Origin of the sequence: Klebsiella sp. SWET4 (assembly GCF_024296565.1) — a bacterium.
Taxonomy (GTDB): Bacteria; Pseudomonadota; Gammaproteobacteria; order Enterobacterales; family Enterobacteriaceae; genus Klebsiella; species Klebsiella variicola.
This window is the reverse complement of sequence record NZ_JANCOB010000003.1, coordinates 1-24,211: the sequence shown is the minus strand read 5'-3', so window position 1 is coordinate 24,211 and position 24,211 is coordinate 1. Positions and strand designations below refer to the sequence as shown.

At 55.9% G+C, this 24,211-nt stretch carries 28 protein-coding genes; 20 read left to right on the top strand and 8 right to left on the bottom strand.

Features of this window, described 5'->3' with window-relative positions; translation table 11 throughout:
* Window positions 1-142 precede the first annotated feature (142 nt).
* Window positions 143-1,465, top strand: a complete 1,323-nt coding sequence (locus NKJ21_RS09315) for a cytosine deaminase (RefSeq protein ID WP_008807026.1) — start codon at window positions 143-145, stop codon at window positions 1,463-1,465.
* On the opposite strand, the gene tsgA is transcribed toward NKJ21_RS09315, so the two are convergent.
* Entirely contained in the window at window positions 1,462-2,649 is a 1,188-nt protein-coding gene (gene tsgA, locus NKJ21_RS09310; RefSeq protein WP_002920240.1) for an MFS transporter TsgA, read from the bottom strand. The two genes, NKJ21_RS09315 and tsgA, sit on opposite strands and share 4 nt — an antisense overlap.
* 277 nt (window positions 2,650-2,926) lie before the next feature.
* Between tsgA and ppiA the strand changes: the two genes are divergently transcribed.
* From ppiA to NKJ21_RS09285, 5 genes are all read left to right on the top strand, one after another.
* Window positions 2,927-3,496, top strand: a complete 570-nt coding sequence (gene ppiA, locus NKJ21_RS09305) for a peptidylprolyl isomerase A (RefSeq protein ID WP_002920238.1) — start codon at window positions 2,927-2,929, stop codon at window positions 3,494-3,496.
* 106 nt (window positions 3,497-3,602) lie between these two features.
* Window positions 3,603-3,770 carry a YhfG family protein gene (locus tag NKJ21_RS09300; RefSeq protein WP_012540423.1) on the top strand — a complete coding sequence of 56 codons (168 nt, stop codon included), beginning with the start codon at window positions 3,603-3,605 and terminating at the stop codon, window positions 3,768-3,770.
* Window positions 3,760-4,362, top strand: a complete 603-nt coding sequence (locus tag NKJ21_RS09295; protein WP_008807028.1) for a putative adenosine monophosphate-protein transferase Fic — start codon at window positions 3,760-3,762, stop codon at window positions 4,360-4,362. The genes NKJ21_RS09300 and NKJ21_RS09295 overlap by 11 nt, the downstream gene beginning before the upstream one ends.
* Before the next feature lie 32 nt (window positions 4,363-4,394).
* Complete coding sequence (gene pabA / locus NKJ21_RS09290; RefSeq protein WP_008807029.1) at window positions 4,395-4,958, top strand: aminodeoxychorismate synthase component 2; 564 nt, start codon at window positions 4,395-4,397, stop codon at window positions 4,956-4,958.
* Between the two features lie 90 nt (window positions 4,959-5,048).
* Window positions 5,049-6,269, top strand: coding sequence for an aspartate aminotransferase family protein (locus NKJ21_RS09285; RefSeq protein WP_046881975.1), 1,221 nt, complete (start codon window positions 5,049-5,051; stop codon window positions 6,267-6,269).
* Here the strand turns inward: NKJ21_RS09285 and NKJ21_RS09280 are convergent.
* Window positions 6,259-8,337, bottom strand: coding sequence for a YccS/YhfK family putative transporter (locus NKJ21_RS09280; RefSeq protein ID WP_012540426.1), 2,079 nt, complete (start codon window positions 8,335-8,337; stop codon window positions 6,259-6,261). The two genes, NKJ21_RS09285 and NKJ21_RS09280, sit on opposite strands and share 11 nt — an antisense overlap.
* Window positions 8,338-8,388: 51 nt before the next feature.
* Entirely contained in the window at window positions 8,389-9,021 is a 633-nt protein-coding gene (gene crp, locus NKJ21_RS09275) for a cAMP-activated global transcriptional regulator CRP (RefSeq protein WP_000242758.1), read from the bottom strand.
* Between the two features lie 306 nt (window positions 9,022-9,327).
* Here crp and NKJ21_RS09270 point away from each other — a divergent pair, with 306 nt between their 5' ends.
* Window positions 9,328-9,732, top strand: a complete 405-nt coding sequence (locus tag NKJ21_RS09270; RefSeq protein ID WP_004202200.1) for an OsmC family protein — start codon at window positions 9,328-9,330, stop codon at window positions 9,730-9,732.
* A gap of 55 nt (window positions 9,733-9,787) precedes the next feature.
* Here NKJ21_RS09270 and NKJ21_RS09265 read toward each other — a convergent pair whose 3' ends face one another.
* From NKJ21_RS09265 to NKJ21_RS09250, 4 genes are all read right to left on the bottom strand, one after another.
* The gene (locus tag NKJ21_RS09265) at window positions 9,788-10,657 is read right to left on the bottom strand and encodes a phosphoribulokinase (protein WP_008807033.1); all 870 of its coding nucleotides are present in this window, start codon (window positions 10,655-10,657) and stop codon (window positions 9,788-9,790) included.
* Window positions 10,658-10,693: 36 nt separating this feature from the next.
* Entirely contained in the window at window positions 10,694-10,912 is a 219-nt protein-coding gene (locus NKJ21_RS09260; protein ID WP_002920151.1) for a YheU family protein, read from the bottom strand.
* Window positions 10,909-11,907, bottom strand: coding sequence for a hydrolase (locus NKJ21_RS09255; protein WP_167341093.1), 999 nt, complete (start codon window positions 11,905-11,907; stop codon window positions 10,909-10,911). The genes NKJ21_RS09260 and NKJ21_RS09255 overlap by 4 nt, the downstream gene beginning before the upstream one ends.
* A 225-nt stretch (window positions 11,908-12,132) precedes the next feature.
* On the bottom strand, window positions 12,133-14,037 hold the full coding sequence (locus NKJ21_RS09250) for an ABC transporter ATP-binding protein (protein ID WP_032740262.1): 1,905 nt from the start codon (window positions 14,035-14,037) through the stop codon (window positions 12,133-12,135).
* A gap of 173 nt (window positions 14,038-14,210) precedes the next feature.
* Here NKJ21_RS09250 and kefG point away from each other — a divergent pair, with 173 nt between their 5' ends.
* The 4 genes from kefG to slyD all read left to right on the top strand — a co-directional run bounded on the left by kefG (window position 14,211) and on the right by slyD (window position 17,462).
* Window positions 14,211-14,774 carry a glutathione-regulated potassium-efflux system ancillary protein KefG gene (gene kefG, locus NKJ21_RS09245; protein WP_239270588.1) on the top strand — a complete coding sequence of 188 codons (564 nt, stop codon included), beginning with the start codon at window positions 14,211-14,213 and terminating at the stop codon, window positions 14,772-14,774.
* Window positions 14,761-16,566: a glutathione-regulated potassium-efflux system protein KefB gene (kefB, locus tag NKJ21_RS09240; protein ID WP_023323333.1), complete on the top strand. Its 1,806-nt coding sequence runs from the start codon at window positions 14,761-14,763 to the stop codon at window positions 16,564-16,566. The genes kefG and kefB overlap by 14 nt, the downstream gene beginning before the upstream one ends.
* An 11-nt stretch (window positions 16,567-16,577) precedes the next feature.
* Window positions 16,578-16,778 (top strand): YheV family putative zinc ribbon protein, encoded by a 201-nt coding sequence (locus NKJ21_RS09235; protein ID WP_002920143.1) that lies wholly within the window; start codon window positions 16,578-16,580, stop codon window positions 16,776-16,778.
* 93 nt (window positions 16,779-16,871) lie between these two features.
* Window positions 16,872-17,462 (top strand): peptidylprolyl isomerase, encoded by a 591-nt coding sequence (gene slyD / locus NKJ21_RS09230; RefSeq protein ID WP_008807039.1) that lies wholly within the window; start codon window positions 16,872-16,874, stop codon window positions 17,460-17,462.
* 58 nt (window positions 17,463-17,520) lie between these two features.
* On the opposite strand, the gene NKJ21_RS09225 is transcribed toward slyD, so the two are convergent.
* Window positions 17,521-17,739: a protein SlyX gene (locus NKJ21_RS09225; RefSeq protein ID WP_002920136.1), complete on the bottom strand. Its 219-nt coding sequence runs from the start codon at window positions 17,737-17,739 to the stop codon at window positions 17,521-17,523.
* Window positions 17,740-17,961: 222 nt separating this feature from the next.
* On the opposite strand from NKJ21_RS09225, the gene fkpA reads away from it, so the two are divergent.
* The 9 genes from fkpA to NKJ21_RS09180 all read left to right on the top strand — a co-directional run.
* On the top strand, window positions 17,962-18,792 hold the full coding sequence (fkpA, locus tag NKJ21_RS09220) for an FKBP-type peptidyl-prolyl cis-trans isomerase (RefSeq protein WP_012540430.1): 831 nt from the start codon (window positions 17,962-17,964) through the stop codon (window positions 18,790-18,792).
* 168 nt (window positions 18,793-18,960) lie between these two features.
* Window positions 18,961-19,683, top strand: a complete 723-nt coding sequence (locus tag NKJ21_RS09215; RefSeq protein ID WP_002920130.1) for a transcriptional regulator — start codon at window positions 18,961-18,963, stop codon at window positions 19,681-19,683.
* Window positions 19,683-20,069, top strand: coding sequence for a sulfurtransferase complex subunit TusD (gene tusD, locus NKJ21_RS09210; protein WP_008807041.1), 387 nt, complete (start codon window positions 19,683-19,685; stop codon window positions 20,067-20,069). The genes NKJ21_RS09215 and tusD overlap by 1 nt, the downstream gene beginning before the upstream one ends.
* Complete coding sequence (tusC, locus tag NKJ21_RS09205; protein WP_008807042.1) at window positions 20,069-20,428, top strand: sulfurtransferase complex subunit TusC; 360 nt, start codon at window positions 20,069-20,071, stop codon at window positions 20,426-20,428. The genes tusD and tusC overlap by 1 nt, the downstream gene beginning before the upstream one ends.
* Window positions 20,429-20,435: 7 nt before the next feature.
* A complete protein-coding gene (tusB, locus tag NKJ21_RS09200) occupies window positions 20,436-20,723 on the top strand; it encodes a sulfurtransferase complex subunit TusB (protein ID WP_008807043.1) in 288 nt (95 codons plus the stop codon).
* A 124-nt stretch (window positions 20,724-20,847) separates the two neighbouring features.
* On the top strand, window positions 20,848-21,222 hold the full coding sequence (gene rpsL / locus NKJ21_RS09195) for a 30S ribosomal protein S12 (RefSeq protein ID WP_002920115.1): 375 nt from the start codon (window positions 20,848-20,850) through the stop codon (window positions 21,220-21,222).
* Between the two features lie 96 nt (window positions 21,223-21,318).
* The gene (rpsG, locus tag NKJ21_RS09190; protein ID WP_008807044.1) at window positions 21,319-21,789 is read left to right on the top strand and encodes a 30S ribosomal protein S7; all 471 of its coding nucleotides are present in this window, start codon (window positions 21,319-21,321) and stop codon (window positions 21,787-21,789) included.
* Window positions 21,790-21,885: 96 nt separating this feature from the next.
* Window positions 21,886-24,000, top strand: a complete 2,115-nt coding sequence (gene fusA / locus NKJ21_RS09185) for an elongation factor G (RefSeq protein ID WP_008807045.1) — start codon at window positions 21,886-21,888, stop codon at window positions 23,998-24,000.
* Between the two features lie 69 nt (window positions 24,001-24,069).
* Window positions 24,070-24,211: GTP-binding protein (locus tag NKJ21_RS09180; RefSeq protein ID WP_074437493.1), on the top strand; the 142-nt coding region annotated here is incomplete at its 3' end.

Genomic DNA, 24,211 nt, shown 5'->3' with positions numbered 1-24,211 from the left:
GGGTATATAATTGATTTGTCTGTATTTTTCTAAGTTATGGAAAACGCTGGCTTTTCCTTTTTGCTGATTTTGTGTACAAGAATTGGATGGGCCGCGATTGGGGTTGGGCAGAAAACTAGCCATATTGAATGGAGAAGGTGATATGACAGCAGCGCCGCTTTGGTTAATTCAGAACGTACGCCTGGCAGACCGCGACGGCCTGTGGCAAATAGCGATTGATAAGGGCCGCTTTGGCGAGATCACGCCGATGGGCGAGGCGCGCGACGAAAGCTACGAGGTGTTGAACGCTCGCGGCGGGCTAGCGATCCCGCCTTTTATTGAGCCGCATATCCACCTGGATACCACCCAGACGGCCGGCGAGCCGCACTGGAACCAGTCCGGCACCCTGTTCGAGGGGATTGAGCGCTGGGCGGAGCGAAAAGCGCTGCTCAGCCATGAGGACGTCAAAGCCCGGGCGTGGAAAACCCTGAAGTGGCAGATCGCCAATGGCGTGCAGTTTGTCCGCACTCATGTCGACGTCTCCGATCCCACATTAACGGCGCTGAAGGCGATGCTGGAGGTCAAACGGGAGGTCGCGCCATGGGTCGAGTTGCAGATAGTTGCTTTTCCACAGGAGGGGATCCTCTCTTACCCCAATGGCGAAGCGCTGCTGGAGGAGGCCCTCAAGCTGGGGGCGGATGTTGTTGGGGCCATCCCGCATTTTGAGTTCACCCGTGAATATGGTGTGGAGTCGCTGCATATCGCCTTCCGGCTGGCGCAAAAATATGATCGCCCGCTGGATATTCACTGCGATGAAATTGACGATGAACAGTCGCGCTTTGTTGAAACCGTTGCCGCGCTGGCGTTAAAGGCGGGGATAGGGGCGCGGGTGACGGCCAGCCATACCACCGCCATGCACTCCTATAATGGCGCTTATACCTCGCGCCTGTTCCGCCTGCTTAAGCTCTCCGGTATCAACTTTGTCGCCAATCCGCTGGTGAATATTCATCTGCAGGGCCGGTTTGATGACTATCCGAAGCGACGGGGGATTACCCGAGTGAAGGAGCTGATGGCGGCGGGGATCAATGTGTGCTTTGGTCATGATGACGTCTTTGACCCGTGGTATCCGCTGGGGACCGGCAATATGCTGCAGGTCCTGCATATGGGGCTGCACGTCTGCCAGCTGATGGGCTACCAGCAGATCAACGACGGCCTGAAGCTTATCACCGACAACAGCGCCCGCACATTTGGCCTGGAGGATTACGGCATAGTCAGCGGCAACCCGGCTAACCTGATCATTCTCCCGGCGGAGAATGGCTTTGAGGCCGTCCGCTGCCAGGTGCCTGTGCGCTGGTCAATTCGCCAGGGAAGGGTGATCGCGACCACCCAGCTGGCGCAAACCTGGATCCAGACCGACCGCGGTGGCGAGGAGCTCTCTTTTATGAGGAACAGCCCCCTTGCGGACGCAAAGGGGCCGAAGGCTTAGTGAGACGCCGCCTGAGCGTTGTTCTGGCGGTGACGGGAGACGAAGCCGAGGATAAAGCACATCACGAATACCACGGCATAGAGGCCGTTAGCGGTGTGCAGCGCTGCCAGTGGACCGCTGGCAGCCACAATCGGGCCGGTGACCACGAAAGTGAGCATGGTGCCGATGGTGCCGCAGGTGAGGATAAAGTTCACCAGCTTCGGCGAAGCGACCCGCGTCTGCTGCGAGCCGAGCGTAATGATCGAGGTGTAGATGGCGCTGGAGAAGAAGCCCAGGGTCAGAATAAACCACGGCATATGCTCCGGGGAACCATTGATAAACAGGTACATCAGCACCGTCGCGAGCCCGGCGAGGACGGTTAAGATACGCTGCAGGTCGAAGAAGCGCAGGATGAAGCTGAATGACCACATGCCGATCATGTAGGACATCCAGAAATCGCTCACCAGTTTACCGGCATCCCCGAGGCTCATGCCCAGGCTCTTCGCATATTCCGGTACCCAGGAGATAAAGCCCAGCTGACCGAGGATGTAGCACAGCGCCGCAACGGAGAGGAACAGCACGCCGATGCCCCACTTCTCTTTCACTACCGGCTGGCTGTTTTCGCTCTGCGCTTTTTTGCCCAACACCGGAAAATCACAGCCGAAAGTCAGGACGAAAATGGCGACATACACCAGACCAATACAGGCGTAGACCCAGTACCACTCGATGCTGCGCGCCAGCAGGACGGCGGCGACCATCGGGAAAATCATTCCCGCCATGCTAAAGAAGGAGTCGGTAAACAGCAGACGCGCTCCGCGCTGACGGCCTTCATACATATGGGTGATCAGGAAGGTCCCGATCGACATGGTGATCCCGCTCACCAGCCCGAGAACGAACATCGACGCGGAAAACAGCGCCAGGCTGTGGCTGAGCATCAGGCCGGCCACCGCCAGCACCATCAGAATAAAGCCAAAGCGCAGCTGAGTTTTCAGCGGCACGATTTCCATCAGCCAGGCATTGAGGAAGATAGAGATCAGAATACCGGCGTTCAGAAAGGTAAAGGTGTTGCTCATACTGGAAACGGGCAGATGGAAATAATCCGCAATGTTACCCATCACCATCCCGGTGACGATCACCAACGCGCCGGTCAGGGCGTAGGAGAAGAAGCTGATCCATGTGAGCTTAATACGGTTGCTGTTAGTCATGACTGGCCTGTGAATAGAAAGGTAAAGCGCGTTGACGCTGCGCCGGGCGGACAGATTTTATTCGTTCAGGTGATGTAATCAAATGTTTATTGTGAAAGTGGTTATCTTTTGCATGGTTTAATGTGACATGTATCACACTTTATTCGCCGCACAGGAGAACGTTTGCGCGGTTACAATTATTACAGCTAAGTAAAATTTGGTAAAAGGCTGGCCCAGGATGCAAAGGCTCTTTAGAATCAAGGCACTCGCTTTTATTCTGCTCCGTTAAGGAATTTCCATGCTCAAATCAACACTGGCGGCGATGGCTGCCGTTTTCGCCATTTCAGCGTTCTCCCCGGCCATGGCGGCAAAGGGCGATCCGCATGTGCTGCTGACCACCTCGGCAGGGAACATTGAGCTTGAGTTAAACAGTCAGAAAGCCCCGATTTCCGTGGATAACTTCCTGAAGTACGTCAACAGCGGCTTCTACAACAACACCACCTTCCACCGCGTGATCCCGGGTTTCATGGTGCAGGGCGGCGGCTTTAACGAGCAGATGCAGCAGAAACAGCCTAACCCGCCGATCAAGAATGAAGCAGACAACGGCCTGCGCAACACCCGCGGGACCATCGCGATGGCGCGTACCGCCGACCAGGATAGCGCCACCAGCCAGTTCTTCATCAACGTGGCGGATAACGCCTTCCTTGACCATGGTCAGCGCGACTTTGGCTATGCGGTGTTTGGCAAGGTAGTGAAAGGTATGGACGTCGCGGATAAGATCTCCCAGGTCCAGACCCATAACGTCGGCCCATACCAGAATGTGCCGACCAAACCGGTCGTTATCCTCTCTGCGAAAGTGCTGCCCTAATCCTTCCACGGCGCGGTGTGCTATCGCCGCGCCCGGTTGCCTCCCGGCATAACCTGAAATTGCTGCTTATACTTGTGGCACACAGGGGACGATAAGGGGGGCGACGATGCGTCCACTCACCGAAAAGCAAAAATCCCGACTCTGGGAACAGACACGCAATACCAATTTTCAGGCCAGTCGTCGCCTTGAAGGCGTGACGGTGCCGCTGGTTACGTTGACTGCCGAAGAGGCGCTGGCGCGTCTGGCGACGCTGCGGAGGGAGTATGAGCGATAAATTCGGCGATGAACGCGATCCTTACCTCTACCCGGCGCTGAATGTCCTGCGCAACCGCCTCGGCATCCGGCAGGCTAAAAATCTGCAACAGGCCGCCTTTGAGATGACGGCGTTGCGGGCGGCAACCTTGCCGCTGGGGCCGCGGGTGCGCGGCTTACCCTATCTGTGCGCGATTCATCATCAGCTGTATCAGGATCTGTTTGACTGGGCCGGCCGGTTACGTGAAGTGAACCTCTACCTGGGCGATACGCCGTTCTGCCACTTTGCCCGGATCGAGGAGGAGGGGAACGCCCTGATGCAGGCCCTTGAGCAGGAGGATTATCTCAATGGCCTGCCGCGCGAGACCTTTATTGAACGCCTGAGCTGGTTCTATGGCGAAATTAATGTGCTGCATCCTTTTCGTCTTGGCAATGGCCTGACCCAGCGCATTTTCTTTGAACAGCTGGCGATACATGCCGGCTACCTGCTTGACTGGCGTGACGTCGACCCCGCCGGCTGGAGCGCGGCCTGCCAGCAGAGCGCGATGGGCGATCCGGCTCCGCTGGTGGCGATCTTTCGCAAAGTGGTAAGCGAAGCGCGGGAATCTGAGTAGAATAGCCCGGTTTTGATTGTTCCGGAGCCGCTATGATCCTGCTTATCGATAACTATGACTCTTTCACCTGGAATCTGTATCAGTACTTCTGCGAACTGGGTGCGGAAGTACTGGTCAGGCGCAATGATGCGTTGACGCTGGAGGAGATAGCGGCGCTGGCGCCGGAGAAAATCGTGATCTCGCCAGGCCCCTGCACGCCGAATGAGGCGGGGATTTCCCTCGCGGTTATCCGCCACTATGCGGGGAAAACGCCGCTACTGGGCGTCTGTCTCGGGCACCAGGCGATAGCCCAGGCGTTTGGCGCGACCATCGTACGGGCGGCACAGGTGATGCATGGTAAAACCTCGCTTATTGAGCATAACGGCGAAGGGGTGTTTCAGGGGCTGAATAATCCCCTGACGGTGACCCGTTATCACTCGCTGGTGATTGACCCGCCGACGCTCCCGCCCGAGTTTATCGTCACCGCCCGCAGCGCCAGCGCTGAGATTATGGGGATCCGCCACCGCGACTGGGATCTTGAGGGCGTGCAGTTTCATCCGGAAAGCATCCTCAGCGAGCAGGGCCATCAATTGCTGGAAAACTTTCTGAAGCGGTGATTTTCAGTTGCCATTGACTGATTTTTTATGCATATTTTGTGATTATATTTTCATGATTACATCTGCATAACGAAGAGGGATGGGCAAGACATGGCAACTGAACAACCGGCAATCACCCGCGCCACATTCGATGAAGTTATTTTGCCGATTTATGCACCAGCAGAATTCATCCCGGTGAAAGGGAAAGGCAGCCGCGTCTGGGATCAGCAGGGCAAAGAGTATGTTGATTTTGCCGGCGGTATCGCGGTGACGGCGCTCGGCCATTGCCATCCGGCGCTGGTGGCGGCGCTCCACGAGCAGGGCGAAACGCTGTGGCACACCAGCAACGTCTTTACCAATGAGCCAGCGCTGCGTCTGGGACGTAAACTTGTCGAGGCCACCTTCGCCGAGCGCGTGGTGTTTATGAACTCCGGTACGGAAGCCAATGAAACGGCCTTTAAGCTGGCGCGTCACTATGCGGTGACCCGCCATAGCCCGTATAAAACCAAAATCATTGCCTTCCATAATGCCTTCCATGGCCGCTCCCTGTTTACCGTTTCCGTCGGTGGGCAGCCGAAGTACTCCGATGGTTTCGGCCCGAAACCGGCGGATATTGTCCATGTTCCCTTCAACGACCTGCAGGCGGTAAAAGCGGTGATGGATGATCACACTTGCGCAGTGGTGGTGGAGCCGATTCAGGGCGAAGGCGGCGTGACGGCAGCGACGCCGGCCTTCCTGCAGGGGCTGCGTGAGCTGTGCGATCAGCACCAGTCGCTGTTAGTCTTTGATGAAGTGCAGTGCGGTATGGGGCGTACCGGATCGCTGTTCGCCTATATGCATTACGGTGTGACGCCGGATATTCTGACCAGCGCCAAAGCGCTCGGCGGCGGCTTCCCGGTCAGCGCCATGCTGACCACCCATGAGATCGCCAGCGCCTTCCATGCGGGTTCCCATGGCTCAACCTACGGCGGCAACCCGCTGGCCTGCGCGGTCGCCAACGCCGCCTTCGATCTAATCAATACCCCGGCGGTGCTGGATGGCGTGAGCGCGAAGCGCGAACTGTTCGTCAAACACCTGCAGCAGTTGGATGCTGAATTTGATCTGTTCAGTGATATTCGCGGGATGGGCCTGCTGATTGGCGCCGAACTCAAGCCGCAGCACAAGGGCCGCGCGCGTGATTTCCTCTATGCCGCTGCGCAAGCCGGCGTCATGGTGCTCAACGCCGGGCCGGACGTGATGCGTTTTGTTCCCTCGCTGATCATCGACGAGCAGGATATCGCCGAGGGGATGGCGCGTTTTGCCCAGGCAGTGGCAAAGGTGATTAACGGCTGATTTTCCGCAGCCAGATGCCATGATGCGGCCGCTGACGCCATGCTACTGACGATATGGTATGCATGGTGTTCAGATGGCCCAGAATGCGTTGCAGGTGCTGCTCCAGGGTACTTAACGGACCGTTCGGCACCTCTGTTTCCGGCGACTCCAGAATATTGGCATCCCCTGCGCTGCCGGGACCATCGCTGTCCAGGCGCTGCTGGCAGCGTTGCAAGGCAATCTCACAAGATTCGAGATAGCGCTGGGCAAGATCCGGGGTGAGCATCGTATGCTCCCGGGCCAGGGTGGTCATAGCGTTGATGTGTTCGACGATAAACTGACTGTGCGTCACCCACAGCTTCATATCTTCCAGGTAGTGGGTATTAAAACCGGGCTCCTGCATCGCCTGATTCAGGGAGTTGTAGAGCGCGTTATGCGCCTGGTTGACGCGCATGCGTTGATAGGCCAGCGCGGGGGCTTTTGGATCGGCGCTGAGGATCAGGCGAATCGCCTGCTGGTCGGCCTCCAGCGCATCGTGGGCGTTTTTTTTCAGCAGGCCGCTCTGCCACTGCGGCCACAGCCAGACCATCCCGCCGAAGGCGATCAGGCAGCCGATAAGCGTGTCGATAAGCCGGGCGACAATAAACTGTTCGCCGTTGAGCGTCAGCAGTTGCAGGGTATACACCGCCGTCACCGTAAAGCCTACCATCGCCCAGCCATAGTGTTTACGGATGATCAGATAGCTGAGCAGGGTAATCAGCAGCATCCCGCTCAGGGTATAGCTCTCCGGAACGTGAAAGTGCAAGGTTAGCCCGGCGATGACCAGGCCGGCGAGCGTTCCCGCCGCCCGGTGAACAATTCGCACCCGCGTGGCGCCATAGCCATTTTGCGTGACGAAGAGCACCGTCATCAGGATCCAGTAGGGCTTCGGCAAATGCAGGGCGTTGCCCATCAGGCTGGCGACGCTCAGCATGACGCTGATGCGCGCGGCATTGCGCAGTGCGGGTGATTTCAGCGACAGATAGTTCTTTAGCGCGGGAAACAGCGGTAAACGACGCTCTTTGTCGGCCATCAGATCCCGGGCATACAGGGGGCGCTGGGTATGCAGCACCCGGGCGATACGGCTAAAGTGCCAGGCGCAGAACTGACCGACCGGGTTGTCCGGATGCTGGCGGGCGATCTTTTCCAGAGCCTCAATCTGTTTATCCATCTGAAAACGCTGCGGAAAGCGATGATAGAGAATATCATCCGCCAGCACGCGCAGGCGGGCAGCGACGGTTTGCGCATTCCAGCGGATCACCGCTTCGGCATGGCTGCGTTCCACCAGCTTTTGTACCTCTTCTGGCTGATGCAGGCTAACCGAAATATGTTCCTGTAGATCCAGCCCAACCTGGAACGCCCGCAGCAGACGCTTGTGGTCGTTGCGTTGGTTGGCGGCCAGCATATGCATCTGCTGATAGCACTGGGTAATCAGGTCGACTACCTTCTGCTGGCGGGTGAGCAGCGGCGGCAGGGCGGTCGACGGATCGGTATGCTGGGTCAACAGACTGTATTTGGCTTCACAATAGTCAGCCAGTTCCCGGTAAAGCAGGCTGAGCGACTCCCGCAGCGGCTGTTCGCGCCACAGCCAGAACCAGAGCCAGTTAAACACGCCGTACCACAGCGTACCGAAAGCGTAGATCAGCAGTGGTTCCCAGATGGGCATATTGCCCGCCAGGCTCAGGGTAAAGATAGCGGCGATCAGCGACGCGGGCAGCAGGCGCGCGTGCAGCGAACTGATCTCCGCGGTGACGCCGAGCAATAGCGCCAGGCCGCTGAGAATAAGCGGCAGGGGAATGGCCTGAGCGAGCAGCAACTGCACCACCAGACTGCATCCGGCAAACAGACAGCCGCCGATAATCAGACGTTTGAAAAAGCGCTTATGTGGGGTATCAAGACCGGCAATGTTGCAGCAGGCGGGCACTAAGGAAAACAACAGCCCCTGCTGGAGATGGCCGAGCAGAAGACCGATGGCCACAGGCAGACATAGCACCAGCGTTTGCCGCAGTGCATAGTTGACTTCCGGGTGGTAAATCAGCCTGCGCCACATGAGGGAAAAACAAAAACGGCGTACTGCAGGAGCAATACGCCGCTTAGCAACTTAACGGGTGCCGTAGACGACGATAGTTTTACCGTGTGCGGAAATCAGGTTCTGATCTTCCAGCATTTTCAAAATACGGCCAACCGTTTCACGAGAGCAGCCGACGATCTGACCAATTTCCTGACGGGTAATTTTAATTTGCATACCGTCCGGGTGGGTCATGGCATCAGGTTGCTTCGCCAGGTTCAGCAGCGTCTGGGCGATACGGCCCGTCACGTCGAGGAAGGCGAGGTTGCCCACTTTCTCAGACGTGACCTGCAGACGGCGAGCCATTTGCGAAGAGAGGCGCATCAGAATGTCCGGGTTAACCTGGATCAACTGACGGAATTTCTTATAAGAGATTTCGGCCACTTCACATGCGGTTTTCGCCCGTACCCAAGCGCTACGCTCCTGACCCTCTTCAAACAGGCCTAATTCACCGATGAAATCGCCCTGGTTGAGGTAGGAGAGGATCATCTCTTTACCTTCTTCATCCTTGATGAGTACAGCCACGGAGCCTTTAACGATGTAGTACAGCGTTTCTGCTTTTTCACCCTGGTGGATCAGCGTGCTCTTTGATGGGTACTTATGAATGTGGCAATGAGACAAGAACCATTCAAGGGTAGGGTCTGTTTGCGGTTTGCCAAGCACCATGCGCGGTTATCCTCTGTTATAAGCTATCTCCGGGCGCCGACACTACACGGCGTCCGGGCATGCAATCGTATTGTTTCCCTATACCTGGGAAGCTGGCTGATGATTTTTCGACAGCCCGTAATGTGAACTCCTCTGCATACATGCAGTACATCAATGTAATACTGTAGCATCCAGACTGTTTTAGCATAGCTTTCGCCGCATGTCTCCTGGTGTCTCGCTTCAGCATGACGCAGGTCGCCTTCCGTTGCGAGAATTGTTATGTGCGCGTAATCTGACAGGAAAATTGCGATACTGGAGTTAAATTTTATGCAAGCGCGTGTGAAATGGGTTGAAGGGTTAACCTTTATCGGGGAGTCCGCGTCAGGACACCAGATTCTGATGGATGGCAACTCCGGGGATAAGGCACCCAGCCCGATGGAGATGGTGCTGATGGCGGCGGGCGGTTGCAGTGCGATCGATGTGGTTTCTATTCTGCAAAAAGGTCGCCATGAGGTGACCAACTGCGAAGTGAAGCTGACGTCGGAGCGCCGCGAAGAGGCGCCGCGTCTGTTTACGCATATTAATCTGCACTTTATCGTCACCGGTAAGGCGCTGAAAGATGCCGCGGTCTCCCGGGCGGTGGATCTGTCGGCAGAGAAATACTGCTCGGTGGCGCTGATGCTGGAAAAAGCAGTGAAGATCACCCACTCCTATGAAGTGATCGAGGCGTAGTCTTCGCCTGCCGTTGTGAAGCATCTCAACCCCGGCCTGGCCGGGGTTTTTTCTGTTAGCCGATCTTGCGGCCTTCCATCAGGCGCTCGACCAGCGGCGTCATGATAAGCTCCATCGCCAGCCCCATTTTACCGCCCGGCACCACCAGCGTGTTCATGTGCGAGATAAACGACCCCTGCAGCATCGCCAGCAGCCAGGGGAAGTCGATATTCTGCAGGTTACGGAAATGGATCACCACAAAGCTCTCGTCCAGCGAGGGAATAGTTTTCGCGGCAAACGGGTTGGAAGTGTCTACCGTCGGCACGCGCTGAAAGTTGATATGGGTGCGGGAAAATTGCGGGGTAATGAAGTTGATGTAGTCTTCCATCGAGCGGACGACTGAGTCCATCACCGCCTCCCGGGAGTGGCCGCGCTCGCTGGTGTCGCGAATAAGCTTTTGGATCCACTCGAGGTTAACGATAGGCACTACGCCGACCAGCAGGTCGACATGGCTGGCGACATCATGATGCGGCGTGACAACCCCGCCGTGCAGCCCCTCATAGAACAGTACGTCTGTCGGCTCCGGCAGCGGCTGCCAGGGGGTGAAAGTCCCTGGCACCTGATTCCACGGTACGGCTTCGTCATAGGTATGCAGGTATTTCCGCGACTGGCCTTTTCCGTGGCGGCCATAGTCGACAAAGGTCTGCTCCAGCAGGCCAAAGTCGTTCGCCTCCGGGCCAAAGTAGCTGATATGTTTGCCCTGATCCCGCGCCTTGCGGATCGCCATGTCCATTTCCGGGCGGGTGTAGCGATGAAAGCTATCGCCTTCCACCTCCGCGGCGTGCAGGTTTAGCTGCGCGAAGATTTTGCGAAAGGCAAGGCTGGTGGTGGTAGTGCCCGCGCCGCTGGAGCCCGTGACGGCGATCACCGGATGTTTGGCAGACATAACAACTCCCTGGTTAAACGATGTAGTGGCGTCGCCTTAGCCGTTAAACAGCGCGCGCGGCATAATATTGACCGTCTCATGCAGTTCCGACCACACAAGAACCGCCTCTCCGCGTTTCAACTGCTGTTTTACATCGGCGACTTTATCGGCAAGTGAACGTTCATGTTCACCATAATCGGTGCCTTCACGTAACACAAAGCTTTCAATCAGGTTATCCAGCGTTTCGGGATCCAGATCCTGCCAGGGAATAATCATACGGGGGCCTCCAGCCAACGGTTTAACCAGTCCGGGATGCGTCTTTCCAGCCACATCTCCGGCTTACGCAGGGTGCCGCCGACGAAACCAACGTGGCCGCCTTGCTCAGTTAATTGATACTCAACGTTCGCCGGCAGTTGCTCCTGCGGTGGTATGGAGTGGTGATCCATAAATGGATCGTCTTTCGCGTGAATGATGAGCGTTGGCTTAGTGATATCGCTGAGCCGCGGCATGGCGCTGCATTGCCGGTAATAATCCAGCGCATCGGCGAAACCATGGATTTTGGCGGTGATCATATCGTCAAATTCCCGGATGCGGCGCATCCCTTTAAGCTGGCGTAAATCGACAGGCAGTGAGCCAGGATACGCTTTCAGCTTGCGTGAGGCATTGGCTTTTAACAGATTGAGCAGATAGCGCTGATAAACCCGCGAGAAGCCCTTATCCATATGATAGCTGCAGGCTTCGAGCATGAAAGGCGCGGAGACGATCACCGCCGCATCCAGCGGGCAGCGGTCGCCTTCTTCTGCCAGCAGGCAGCCCAGCATATTGCCGCCCAGTGAATAGCCGACGGCTGCGGTCGGCACGGGGCCAAACTCGCGCTGTAGCCAATGCAGAAACCAGGTGCCATCTTCTGTTTCGCCGGAGTGATAGATGCGGTTATTGCGGTTAGGTTCGCCGCTGCAGCCGCGGAAATGCATAACCACGCCCAGCCAGCCGCGCTGCATCGCCGCGTGGATCAGACCATGGGCGTACGGGCTGTGCAGGCTTCCTTCGAGACCATGAAAGACGACGAGGCGCGGCTTATGGCGCGCCTGATGCGGGTCTTCGCTCCAGGCCAGATCGACAAAATCGCCGTCCGGCAGCTCAAGGCGCTGCCAGTGCGGGGTAAAGCGCAATTTACGGCGGATCAGCCGCGGCAGCATGGTTTGCAGATGACGATTGCCCACGCCGCGCATCGGATGGAACTCACGCGAATCGTTTTCGGGGGGCGTCATGTCTGTGGGGATGATTTCAACCATAGCACCAGAACAATTAATAAACGTGATGATGACTATACCGCGCAGGGCGCACAGGGGTTAGCCAATATGTGGTCTTGTGGCCAGCGACGCCAGGTTACAGCAAAAACAAATCATTGATGTCACTGATGGCAGGCCATGGAGAGGGCAGAAACCCACCCTGCCAGCGGCATCGTACGCGCAGGCAGGATGAGGAAGTCAATATTAGCCTTCCTGAAGCATCTGCTCCAGCTGCTCCTGGGCCTCCAGCCAGGCCATTTCACACTCCTCCAGCCCGGACTTCGCGCTGGCCTGCTGCTGCAGGCATTCGGTTAGTTCGGCTTTACGTGAGGCGTCATAAAGCTCACTGTCGCCAAGTTTTTCTTCCGCACTGGCCAACTGCGCGTTGAGCTTGTCCATCTCTTTTTCCAGACGGGCGATCTCTTTGCGCAGCGGTTGGGTCTGGCTGCGCAGTTCCGCTTCCCGACGCTTCTGGTCCTTGCGCGCCTGCGCGCTGTTGCCGCTCTCTTTTGGCGCGTCGCTGCTCTGTGATTCCTGTTTTTGCGAGTCGCTGAGCCACTGCTGATAATCTTCCAGATCGCCGTCGAACGGCTCGACTTTACCGTCATGGACGAGGTACAGATCGTCGGTGGTGGAGCGGATCAGGTGACGATCGTGCGACACGACAACCAGCGCCCCTTCAAAGTCGATCAGCGCTTCGGTTAAGGCCTGACGCATATCGAGGTCAAGGTGGTTGGTCGGTTCATCGAGCAGCAGCAGGTTAGGGCGCTGCCAGACGATCAGGGCCAGTACCAGGCGCGCTTTTTCTCCACCAGAGAAGCGGCGGGTCTCTTCGCTGACCTTATCGCCCTGGAAACCAAAGCCGCCCAGATAATCACGCAGCTTTTGTTCCAGCTCCTGCGGCGCCAGGCGAGCCAGATGCTGTATCGGTGATTCATCGGCACGCAGGAACTCAAGCTGATGCTGGGCGAAGTAGCCGAGCTTGATACCTTTTGCGAGACCGATCTCGCCGCTCACCGGCTGGAGTTCACCCGCCAGCAGCTTAATCAGCGTCGACTTCCCGGCGCCGTTGCGGCCCAGCAGGCCGATGCGCGAGCCCGGCACCAGATTGAGCTTGATGGAGTCGAGGATAATACGCTCGCCGTAGCCGGCGCTGACTTTCTCCATCTTCAGCAGCGGGTTAGGCAGACTCTCTGGCTGGCGGAAACTGAAGTGGAATGGGTTATCTACGTGCGCCGGGGCGATAAGCTCCATCCGCTCCAGCATTTTGATACGGCTTTGCGCCTGCTTGGCCTTGGTGGCCTTCGCGCGGAAGCGGTCGATATAGCTTTGTAGATGCGCAACGCGCTGCTGCTGGCTTTCGTACATCGCCTGCTGCTGAGAGAGACGGGTAGCGCGCTGCACTTCGAACGAGCTGTAGTTACCGGTGTACTCAAACATCGTCTGCTGTTCGATATGGATAATTTTGTCGACGATAGGATCGAGAAAATCGCGATCGTGGGAGATCAGGATCAGCGTACCTGTGTAACCCTTAAGCCATTTTTCGAGCCAGATGACGGCATCGAGGTCGAGGTGGTTAGTCGGTTCATCGAGCAGCAGCAGATCGGAGCGGCAAATCAGCGCCTGGGCGAGGTTAAGGCGCATACGCCAGCCGCCGGAAAAATCGCTGACTGGCCGCTCCAGCTGTTCGTTGCTGAATCCCAGACCGTGCAGCAGGCTGGCAGCGCGCGAACGGATGGTCCAGGCGTCGATGGCGTCCAGCTTGCCGTGGACCGTGGCGATGGCATGGCCGTCGTTGCGCTCATTTGCCTGCTGGAGCGCGGCTTCCAGCTGGCGGTATTCACGATCGCCATCAATAACATAATCGATAGCCGGCTGAGGCAGCGCCGGGGTTTCCTGATTCACCCATGCCAGCTGCCAGCTGCCTGGAAAGGTCATACTGCCGCCGTCAGCGCTTATCTCGTTTTTCAAAAGCGATAGCAGCGTCGATTTCCCGCAGCCGTTTTTGCCCACCAGACCGACCTTTTGGCCAGGGTTGATGGTAGCGGTGGCGTTGTCCAGCAGGACGCGTACGCCGCGACGAATTTGTAACGAGGAGAAAACAATCATAAGGCGCCGTATGTTCAGACTATGTTAATTTGTCATTATGATAATGTAGTGTGGAAGCGAATCGCTTCACCGGGCCGCCATGGTAGCCCAAAACGAAGACGATACACAAAGTCATTCTGGCGGTGTCAGAACACCGGGGCTGCGCAGGCCGCCAGAAGACCTACGGGAGGGGAATGATGTCTCAGACAGCGAAAGTGTTGCTGCTGTATGCCCACCCAGAATCTCATGATTCCGTGGCCAACCGGGTTTTATTAGAGCCGGCCTTACAGTTGCCGAACGTCACCGTGCACGATCTTTACGCGCACTATCCGGATTTTTTTATCGATATCGCTTATGAACAGGACCTGCTGCGCCAGCATGAGGTGATTGTTTTCCAGCATCCTTTATATACCTGGAGCTGTCCGGCGCTGCTCAAGGAGTGGCTGGATCGTGTGTTAAGCCGCGGCTTCGCCAGCGGTGCCGGAGGAAACGAACTGGCGGGAAAGTACTGGCGTAGTGTGATCACCACCGGCGAACCTGAGAGCGCCTACCGTCGCGATGCCAATCGCTATCCGATGAACGATATTTTACGTCCTTTTGAACTGACCGCCGGCATGTGCCGTATGCACTGGATGAGCCCCATTATTGTCTACTGGGCCCGGCGGCAACAGCCAGAGGAATTGCGTAGCCGCGCTCGGGCCTACCGGGACTGGCTGGCCAATCCCCTTACCGCCGGAGGTATACATGGCGGGATCTGATTTGCTGCTGGCGGGCGTTCTTTTTTTGTTCGCCGCCGTTATTGCCGTACCTCTGGCCTCAAGATTGGGTATTGGCGCGGTGCTGGGCTATCTGCTGGCCGGGATTGCGATTGGCCCGTGGGGACTTGGGTTTATCAGCGATGTGGATGAAATTCTCCATTTCTCTGAGCTCGGTGTAGTGTTTCTGATGTTTATCATTGGCCTGGAGCTTAATCCGGCCAAGCTATGGCGGCTGCGAAGCTCCATTTTCGGCGTCGGCGCGGCGCAGGTGATGCTCAGCGCGGCGATCCTCGGTGGATTGCTGATGACGACCGGGTTTTCATGGCAGGCGGCGGTGGTCGGCGGGATCGGCCTGGCGATGTCTTCCACCGCCATGGCGCTGCAGCTGATGCGTGAGAAGGGAATGAGCCGCAGCGAATCGGGGCAGTTAGGCTTTTCGGTCCTGCTGTTTCAGGATCTGGCGGTGATCCCGGCGCTGGCGCTGGTTCCCCTGCTGGCCGGTTCCGCGGATGAGCATGTTAACTGGCTGACGGTCGGTATGAAGGTCCTGGCCTTTGCCGGGATGCTGATTGGCGGACGCTATCTGCTGCGGCCGGTGTTCCGCTTTATCGCCAGCTCGGGGGTCAGGGAAGTGTTTACTGCCGCCACGCTACTGCTGGTCCTTGGGTCGGCGCTGTTTATGGAGGCGCTGGGGTTGTCGATGGCGCTGGGTACCTTTATCGCCGGCGTGCTGCTGGCGGAAAGCGAGTATCGCCACGAACTGGAAATCGCTATCGATCCGTTCAAGGGGCTGCTGCTCGGGCTGTTCTTTATCTCCGTCGGCATGGCGCTGAACCTTGGCGTGCTGTATACCCATCTGCTGTGGGTGGCGGTGAGCGTGGCGGTGCTGGTGGCGGTAAAAATGCTGGTGCTCTATCTCCTGGCCCGCTTCTATGGCCTGCGAAGTTCAGAGCGGATGCAGTTTGCGGGCGTATTAAGCCAGGGCGGTGAGTTCGCGTTTGTCCTCTTTTCGCTGCCCGCCTCTCAGCGGTTGTTCCAGCATGACCAGATGGCGCTGCTGCTGGTGGCGGTGACGTTGTCGATGATGACGACGCCGCTGCTGATGAAGGGGATAGATAAGCTATTGTCGCGACGGCTGAATCCGGCAGATGATACCGATGAGGCGCCGTGGGTGGAGGATGACAAGCCGCAGGTGATTATTGTCGGGTTTGGTCGCTTTGGTCAGGTTATCGGTCGCCTGCTGATGGCCAATAAGATGCGTATTACGGTGCTGGAGCGGGACATCAGCGCGGTGAATCTGATGCGTAACTATGGCTATAAAGTCTATTTTGGCGATGCCACCCAGCTGGAGCTGCTGCGCTCGGCGGGAGCGGAAGAGGCGCAGTCGATCGTCATCACCTGTAATGAGCCAGAAGACACCATGCGGCTGGTGGAAATGTGTCAACAACACTTTCCACATCTGCATATTCTGGCCCGCGCTCGCGGTCGCGTTGAGGCGCATGAGCTGCTGCAGGCCGGTGTGACGCAGTTTTCTCGTGAAACCTTTTCCAGTGCACTGGAACTGGGGCGCAAAGCGCTCATCACCCTGGGGATGCATCCTCACCAGGCCCAGCGCGCGCAACTGCACTTCCGACGGCTCGATATGCGAATGCTGCGCGAGTTAATGCCAGTGCATACTGATACGGTACAGGTATCTCGCGTGCGGGAAGCCCGACGCGAACTGGAAGAGATTTTTCAGCGTGAAATGCAGAAAGAAAGCCGGCAGCTGGACGGCTGGGACGAGTTTGAATAAAGGTAAATCATATGGCAGTGCGTAAACGTTTTATTGCCGGGGCGAAATGTCCGGCGTGCCAGGCGCAGGATTCGCTGGCGATGTGGCGTGAGAATAATGTCGATGTCGTTGAATGCGTTAAGTGCGGTCATCAGATGCGTGAGGCGGATAAAGAGGCCCGTGAGCATGTACGCAAAGAGGAGCAGGTGATTGGCATTTTTCATCCCGACTAGCGTTATCCGTCGGCTTTTTTTAAGCTAGAGGGTACACGGCTGCAGAATTCCGCTACAATCTGCGCCACTATTCTTCCCATCTCAGGAGATATCATGAAAGTAGCAAAAGACCTGGTGGTCAGCCTGGCCTATCAGGTACGTACAGAAGACGGTGTGTTGGTTGATGAGTCTCCGGTAAGCGCGCCGCTGGATTACCTGCACGGTCACGGCTCCCTGATTTCCGGCCTGGAAAACGCGCTGGATGGCCACGAAGTGGGCGACAAATTTGACGTAGCTGTCGGCGCTAACGACGCTTACGGCCAGTATGACGAAAACCTGGTGCAGCGTGTACCGAAAGACGTCTTTATGGGCGTTGATGAACTGCAGGTTGGCATGCGCTTCCTGGCGGAAACCGATCAGGGTCCAGTACCGGTAGAAATCACTGAAGTTGAAGACGACCACGTTGTGGTTGATGGCAACCACATGCTGGCTGGCCAGAACCTGAAGTTCAATGTGGAAGTTGTCGCTATTCGTGAAGCAACGGCTGAAGAGCTGGAGCATGGTCACGTGCATGGCGCGCATGGCCACGATCACGATCATGACCATGGTCATGACGGTTGCTGCGGCGGCCACGGCCACGATCATGGTCACGACCATGAACACGGCAAAGGTGGTTGCGGTAACGGCGGTTGCGGTTGCCACTAATGGCGTCGCGTTCGCGCGGATAGCCAAAAAAAGCGGGGAAACCCGCTTTTTTTACGTCTCAATAATGGGGGGGCGGCGTCTCTTCTGCCTGAGAGGCGATATGGGACGGTTGGGTCGCCTTCAGTTTCTCGATCATCAGACGCATATGCTCCCGCATCTTCGCCATCTCTATCTCGTGGGCGGTCACGGTTTTATTGAGGTCTTCGATGGTGATTTCCTGAAACGCCAGCCGGCTTTCCAGCTCTGCAAGGCGCGTTTCTAATGTGCTATCGTGCATGGGTAACCTCTTTAGTCTGATCCTGCGAGCGGATTCTACTTAAGTTTCTCTTTTCGCGCAGCATCGCTGCGTCTGACAGGAAACTTATTCATACAAAAATAGTCCTAAAAGAGGCGATATTCAGGAACGTCCGTATGTAGATTTTAACGGCAACGTTCTATAGTACGTTTTTTGCTTTTTACGATAACCCTGGGGTGAGAGGCCCCGGCCCTGGAGAAATGGATGAAATCACTGTTTAAAGTAACGCTGCTGGCGACCACAATGGCCGTCGCCCTGAATGCACCGCTGACCTTTGCTGCAGATGCGGCGGCGAAGGCAGCCCCAGCGGCTGAGAGTAAATCGGCATTTAAAAATGACGATCAGAAATCCGCCTATGCACTGGGCGCGTCTCTCGGGCGTTACATGGAAAACTCCCTGAAAGAACAAGAAAAGCTGGGCATTAAGCTGGACAAAGCCCAGCTGATCGCCGGCGTACAGGACGCGTTTGCCGATAAGAGCAAGCTGTCCGACCAGGAGATCGAACAGACTCTGCAGGCCTTTGAAACGCGCGTGAAGACCGCGGCTCAGCAGAAAATGGAAAAAGACGCGACTGAGAACGAAGCCAAAGGCAAAACCTTCCGCGATAGCTTTGCTAAAGAGAAGGGCGTGAAAACCTCGAAAACTGGCCTGCTGTATAAAGTCGAGAAAGAAGGCACTGGTGATGCGCCGAAAGACAGCGACACCGTGGTGGTTAACTACAAAGGCACCCTGATCGACGGTAAAGAGTTTGATAACTCTTATACCCGCGGTGAGCCGCTCTCTTTCCGCCTGGACGGCGTGATCCCGGGCTGGACGGAAGGCCTGAAGAACATCAAGAAAGGCGGTAAAATCAAGCTGGTCATTCCACCGGATCTGGCTTACGGCAAAACCGGCGTTCCGGGGATCCCGGCCAACTCTACGCTGGTCTTTGACGTAGAACTGCTGGATATCAAACCGGCGCCGAAGGCGGATGCACAGCCGGAAGCCGCTGGCGACGCGAAAGCCGCAGACGCGAACGCTGACGCTAAGAAGTAATCGGGTTCAGGCCGCCGTCTCGTCAGAGGCGGCGGCTTTTTTATTGAGCGCAGATATAATTAAAACTGGAAAGATCCTCAGGCGCTGTATTACTTTAGATAGCTTAATAATGATGATGAGCCTGCCCTGACAATAACGACAGGCTCCTGAAAAGGAGTGCTTTTTTTCATGTCCAGGTCGCTTTTAACCAACGAAACCAGCGAGCTTGACCTGCTGGATCAACGTCCCTTTGACCAGACCGATTTCGATATTCTTAAATCTTATGAAGCGGTGGTGGACGGGTTGGCGATGCTCATCGGTTCGCACTGTGAAATCGTGCTGCATTCTTTGCAGGATCTTAAATGCTCTGCCATCCGTATCGCCAATGGTGAACATACCGGCCGCCAAATCGGTTCACCGATTACCGATCTTGCGCTGCGCATGCTGCACGATATGACGGGCGCCGATAGCAGCGTTTCCAAATGCTACTTCACCCGTGCCAAAAGCGGCGTACTGATGAAGTCGGTGACGATAGCCATTCGCAATCGCGATCATCGGGTGATCGGTCTGCTGTGCATCAACATGAATCTGGATGTGCCTTTTTCCCAGATCATGAGCACCTTTATTCCGCCAGAAACGCCGGAGGTCAACTCACCGGTGAACTTTGCTTCCTCGGTTGACGATCTGGTCGCGCAGACGCTGGAATTCACCATTGAAGAGGTGAACGCCGATCGCAGCGTGTCTAATAATGCGAAAAACCGCCAAATCGTGCTGAATCTCTACGAAAAAGGGATCTTCGATATCAAAGACGCCATTAACCAGGTGGCCGATCGTCTGAATATCTCCAAGCATACCGTCTACCTCTATATCCGCCAGTTCAAGAGCGGCGATTTCCAGGGGCTGGATAAGTAATGCGTTTTGCCCTCACGGTGACTGGCCCTGCCTATGGGACCCAGCAGGCGAGCAGCGCCTGGCAGTTTGCCCAGGCCGTATTGCAGGAAGGTCATGAACTGGCATGCGTTTTTTTCTATCGCGAAGGCGTACTCAACGCTAATCAGCTGACGGCGCCCGCCAGCGATGAGTTCGATCTGGTGCGCGCATGGCAGTCACTGCACGATGAACAAGGTGTGGCACTACACATCTGCGTGGCGGCAGCCTTACGTCGAGGCGTAACGGACGAACGTGAAGCGCAACAGCTCGCGCTGGCCAGCCACAATTTGCAACCCGGCTTCACGTTGAGCGGGCTCGGCGCGCTGGCGGAAGCCGCGCTCACTTGCGATCGGATGGTGCAGTTCTGATGAAACGTGTGGCTTTTATTTTTTCCTCCGCGCCGCACGGCAGCGCCGCCGGCAGGGAAGGGCTCGATGCCTTATTAGCAACCTCCGCGCTCACCGACGAGATTGGCGTGTTCTTTGTAGGCGACGGCGTTTTTCAACTGCTGCCCGATCAACGGCCGGGTGCAGTGCTGGCTCGCGACTACATAGCCACCTTTAAACTGCTGTCACTGTATGACATCGATCAGTGCTGGCTGTGTGCCGACTCCGCGCGGGAGCGCGGTCTGGACCCCGCTACTCCGTGGGCGGTGGATGTCGAATGCCTGGCGCCGGATGCCCTGCGCGCCCGTCTGCATGAATTTGATGTGATTTTGCGTTTCTGAGGTCCCCATGCTCCATACGCTCAGTGTTTCTCCCTGGCATGCCGATATCGCAGCAATGCTTCGCGTGATGGATCACGGCGACGATCTGTTATTGCTGTCTGATGGCGTCACGGCGGCCATCGCCGGCGGTCGCTTCCTTGAGATCCTGCAATCCGCCCCCATAACCCTCTATGTGCTGCAAGACGACGTTGACGCCCGCGGGCTGGCTGGTCAAATTGCGGACAGTGTCGGTAGGGTTAGCTATACTGATTTCGTCAGACTCACGGTAAAACATGCCGGTCAGCTGGCCTGGTGATGGCGGGATCGTTGTATATTTCTTGACACCTTTTCGGCACCGCCCTAAAATTCTGCGTCCTCATATTATATGAGGCGATTTATTACGTGTTTACGAAGCAAAAGCTAAAACCAGGAGCTATTTAATGGCAACAATTAACCAGCTGGTACGCAAACCACGCGCACGCAAAGTTGCAAAGAGCAACGTGCCTGCGCTGGAAGCCTGCCCGCAGAAACGTGGCGTATGTACTCGCGTATATACCACCACTCCTAAGAAACCGAACTCCGCACTGCGTAAAGTTTGCCGTGTGCGTCTGACTAACGGTTTCGAAGTCACCTCCTACATCGGTGGTGAAGGTCACAACCTGCAGGAGCACTCCGTGATCCTGATCCGTGGCGGTCGTGTTAAAGACCTTCCGGGTGTTCGTTACCACACCGTTCGTGGTGCGCTTGACTGCTCCGGCGTTAAAGACCGTAAGCAGGCTCGCTCCAAGTACGGCGTGAAGCGTCCTAAGGCTTAATGGTTCTCCGTTAAGTAAGGCCAAACTGATTTACCTTAATGTCATACTAAACTCTTAGAGTTTTGGACAATCCTGAATTAACAACGGAGTATTTCCATGCCACGTCGTCGCGTCATTGGTCAGCGTAAAATTCTGCCGGATCCGAAGTTCGGATCAGAACTGCTGGCTAAATTTGTCAATATCCTGATGGTAGATGGTAAAAAATCTACTGCAGAAGCAATCGTATACAGCGCGCTGGAGACCCTGGCTCAGCGCTCTGGTAAAAATGAACTGGAAGCTTTCGAAGTCGCTCTCGACAACGTGCGCCCGACTGTAGAAGTTAAGTCTCGCCGCGTTGGTGGTTCTACTTATCAGGTTCCAGTTGAAGTTCGTCCGGTTCGTCGTAATGCTCTGGCAATGCGTTGGATCGTTGAAGCTGCTCGTAAACGCGGTGATAAATCCATGGCTCTGCGCCTGGCGAACGAACTCACTGATGCTGCAGACAACAAAGGTACTGCAGTTAAGAAACGTGAAGACGTTCACCGTATGGCCGAAGCCAACAAGGCGTTCGCACACTACCGTTGGTAATCCCTTCGGAGTCATAGTCACCAGGCGGGCGCTTCAGATGAGTCGCCCGCTCTGGATAACTTAACTGAACGCCTAAAGAAATAAACGAGGAATCAAATGGCTCGTACAACACCCATCGCACGCTACCGTAACATCGGTATCAGTGCGCACATCGACGCCGGTAAAACCACTACTACCGAACGTATTCTGTTCTACACCGGTGTAAACCACAAAATCGGTGAAGTTCATGACGGCGCCGCTACCATGGACTGGATGGAGCAGGAGCAGGAACGTGGTATCACCATCACTTCCGCTGCGACTACTGCATTCTGGTCTGGTATGGCTAAGCAGTATGAACCGCACCGTGTAAACATCATCGACACCCCGGGGCACGTTGACTTCACTATCGAAGTAGAACGTTCCATGCGTGTTCTTGATGGTGCGGTAATGGTTTACTGCGCAGTTGGTGGTGTTCAGCCACAGTCTGAAACCGTATGGCGTCAGGCAAACAAATATAAAGTTCCGCGCATTGCGTTCGTTAACAAAATGGACCGCATGGGTGCGAACTTCCTGAAAGTTGTTGGTCAGATCAAAACCCGTCTGGGCGCGAACCCGGTTCCGCTGCAGCTGGCGATTGGTGCTGAAGAAGGTTTCACCGGTGTTGTTGACCTGGTGAAAATGAAAGCCATCAACTGGAACGATGCAGACCAGGGCGTTACCTTCGAATACGAAGATATCCCGGCTGACATGCAGGACCTGGCTGACGAATGGCACCAGAACCTGATCGAGTCCGCTGCGGAAGCTTCCGAAGAGCTGATGGAGAAATACCTGGGTGGTGAAGAACTGACTGAAGAAGAGATCAAAAAAGCTCTGCGTCAGCGTGTTCTGAACAACGAAATCATCCTGGTAACCTGCGGTTCTGCGTTCAAGAACAAAGGTGTTCAGGCGATGCTGGATGCGGTAATTGATTACCTGCCATCCCCGGTTGATGTTCCGGCAATCAACGGTATTCTGGACGACGGTAAAGATACCCCGGCTGAGCGTCACGCAAGCGACGAAGAGCCGTTCTCTGCACTGGCGTTCAAAATCGCTACCGACCCGTTTGTTGGTAACCTGACCTTCTTCCGTGTGTACTCCGGTGTGGTTAACTCTGGTGATACCGTACTGAACTCCGTGAAAGCTGCACGTGAGCGTTTCGGTCGTATCGTACAGATGCACGCTAACAAACGTGAAGAGATCAAAGAAGTTCGCGCGGGCGACATCGCTGCTGCTATCGGTCTGAAAGACGTAACCACTGGTGACACCCTGTGTGACCCGGATGCGCCGATCATTCTGGAGCGTATGGAATTCCCTGAGCCGGTAATCTCCATCGCCGTTGAGCCGAAAACCAAAGCTGACCAGGAAAAAATGGGTCTGGCTTTGGGTCGTCTGGCTAAAGAAGACCCGTCATTCCGCGTATGGACTGACGAAGAGTCTAACCAGACCATCATCGCCGGTATGGGTGAGCTGCACCTCGACATCATCGTTGACCGTATGAAGCGTGAATTCAACGTTGAAGCGAACGTCGGTAAACCTCAGGTTGCTTACCGTGAAGCGATTCGCGCGAAAGTTACCGATATCGAAGGTAAACACGCCAAGCAGTCTGGTGGTCGTGGTCAGTACGGTCACGTTGTGATCGACATGTACCCGCTGGAGCCGGGCTCTAACCCGAAAGGTTACGAGTTCATCAACGACATCAAAGGTGGTGTAATTCCTGGCGAATACATCCCGGCCGTTGATAAAGGCATCCAGGAACAGCTGAAAGCTGGTCCGCTGGCAGGTTACCCGGTAGTTGATATGGGTATCCGTCTGCACTTCGGTTCTTACCACGACGTTGACTCCTCTGAGCTGGCGTTTAAACTGGCTGCGTCTATTGCCTTTAAAGAAGGCTTTAAGAAAGCAAAACCAGTTCTGCTTGAGCCGATCATGAAGGTTGAAGTAGAAACTCCGGAAGAGAACACGGGTGATGTTATCGGTGACTTGAGCCGTCGTCGCGGTATGCTGCGCGGTCAGGAATCCGAAGTAACCGGCGTTAAGATCCACGCTGAAGTACCGCTGTCCGAAATGTTCGGTTATGCAACTCAGCTGCGTTCTCTGACCAAAGGTCGTGCATCATACACCATGGAATTCCTGAAGTATGATGATGCGCCGAACAACGTTGCTCAGGCCGTTATTGAAGCCCGTGGTAAATAATCCACAGGATTAAAACCTAAGTCCCGTGCTCTCTCCGAAGGGGAGAGCACTATAGTAAGGAATATAGCCGTGTCTAAAGAAAAATTTGAACGTACAAAACCGCACGTCAACGTTGGTACTATCGGCCACGTTGACCATGGTAAAACTACCCTGACTGCTGCCATCACTACCGTTCTGGCTAAAACCTACGGTGGTTCTGCTCGTGCATTCG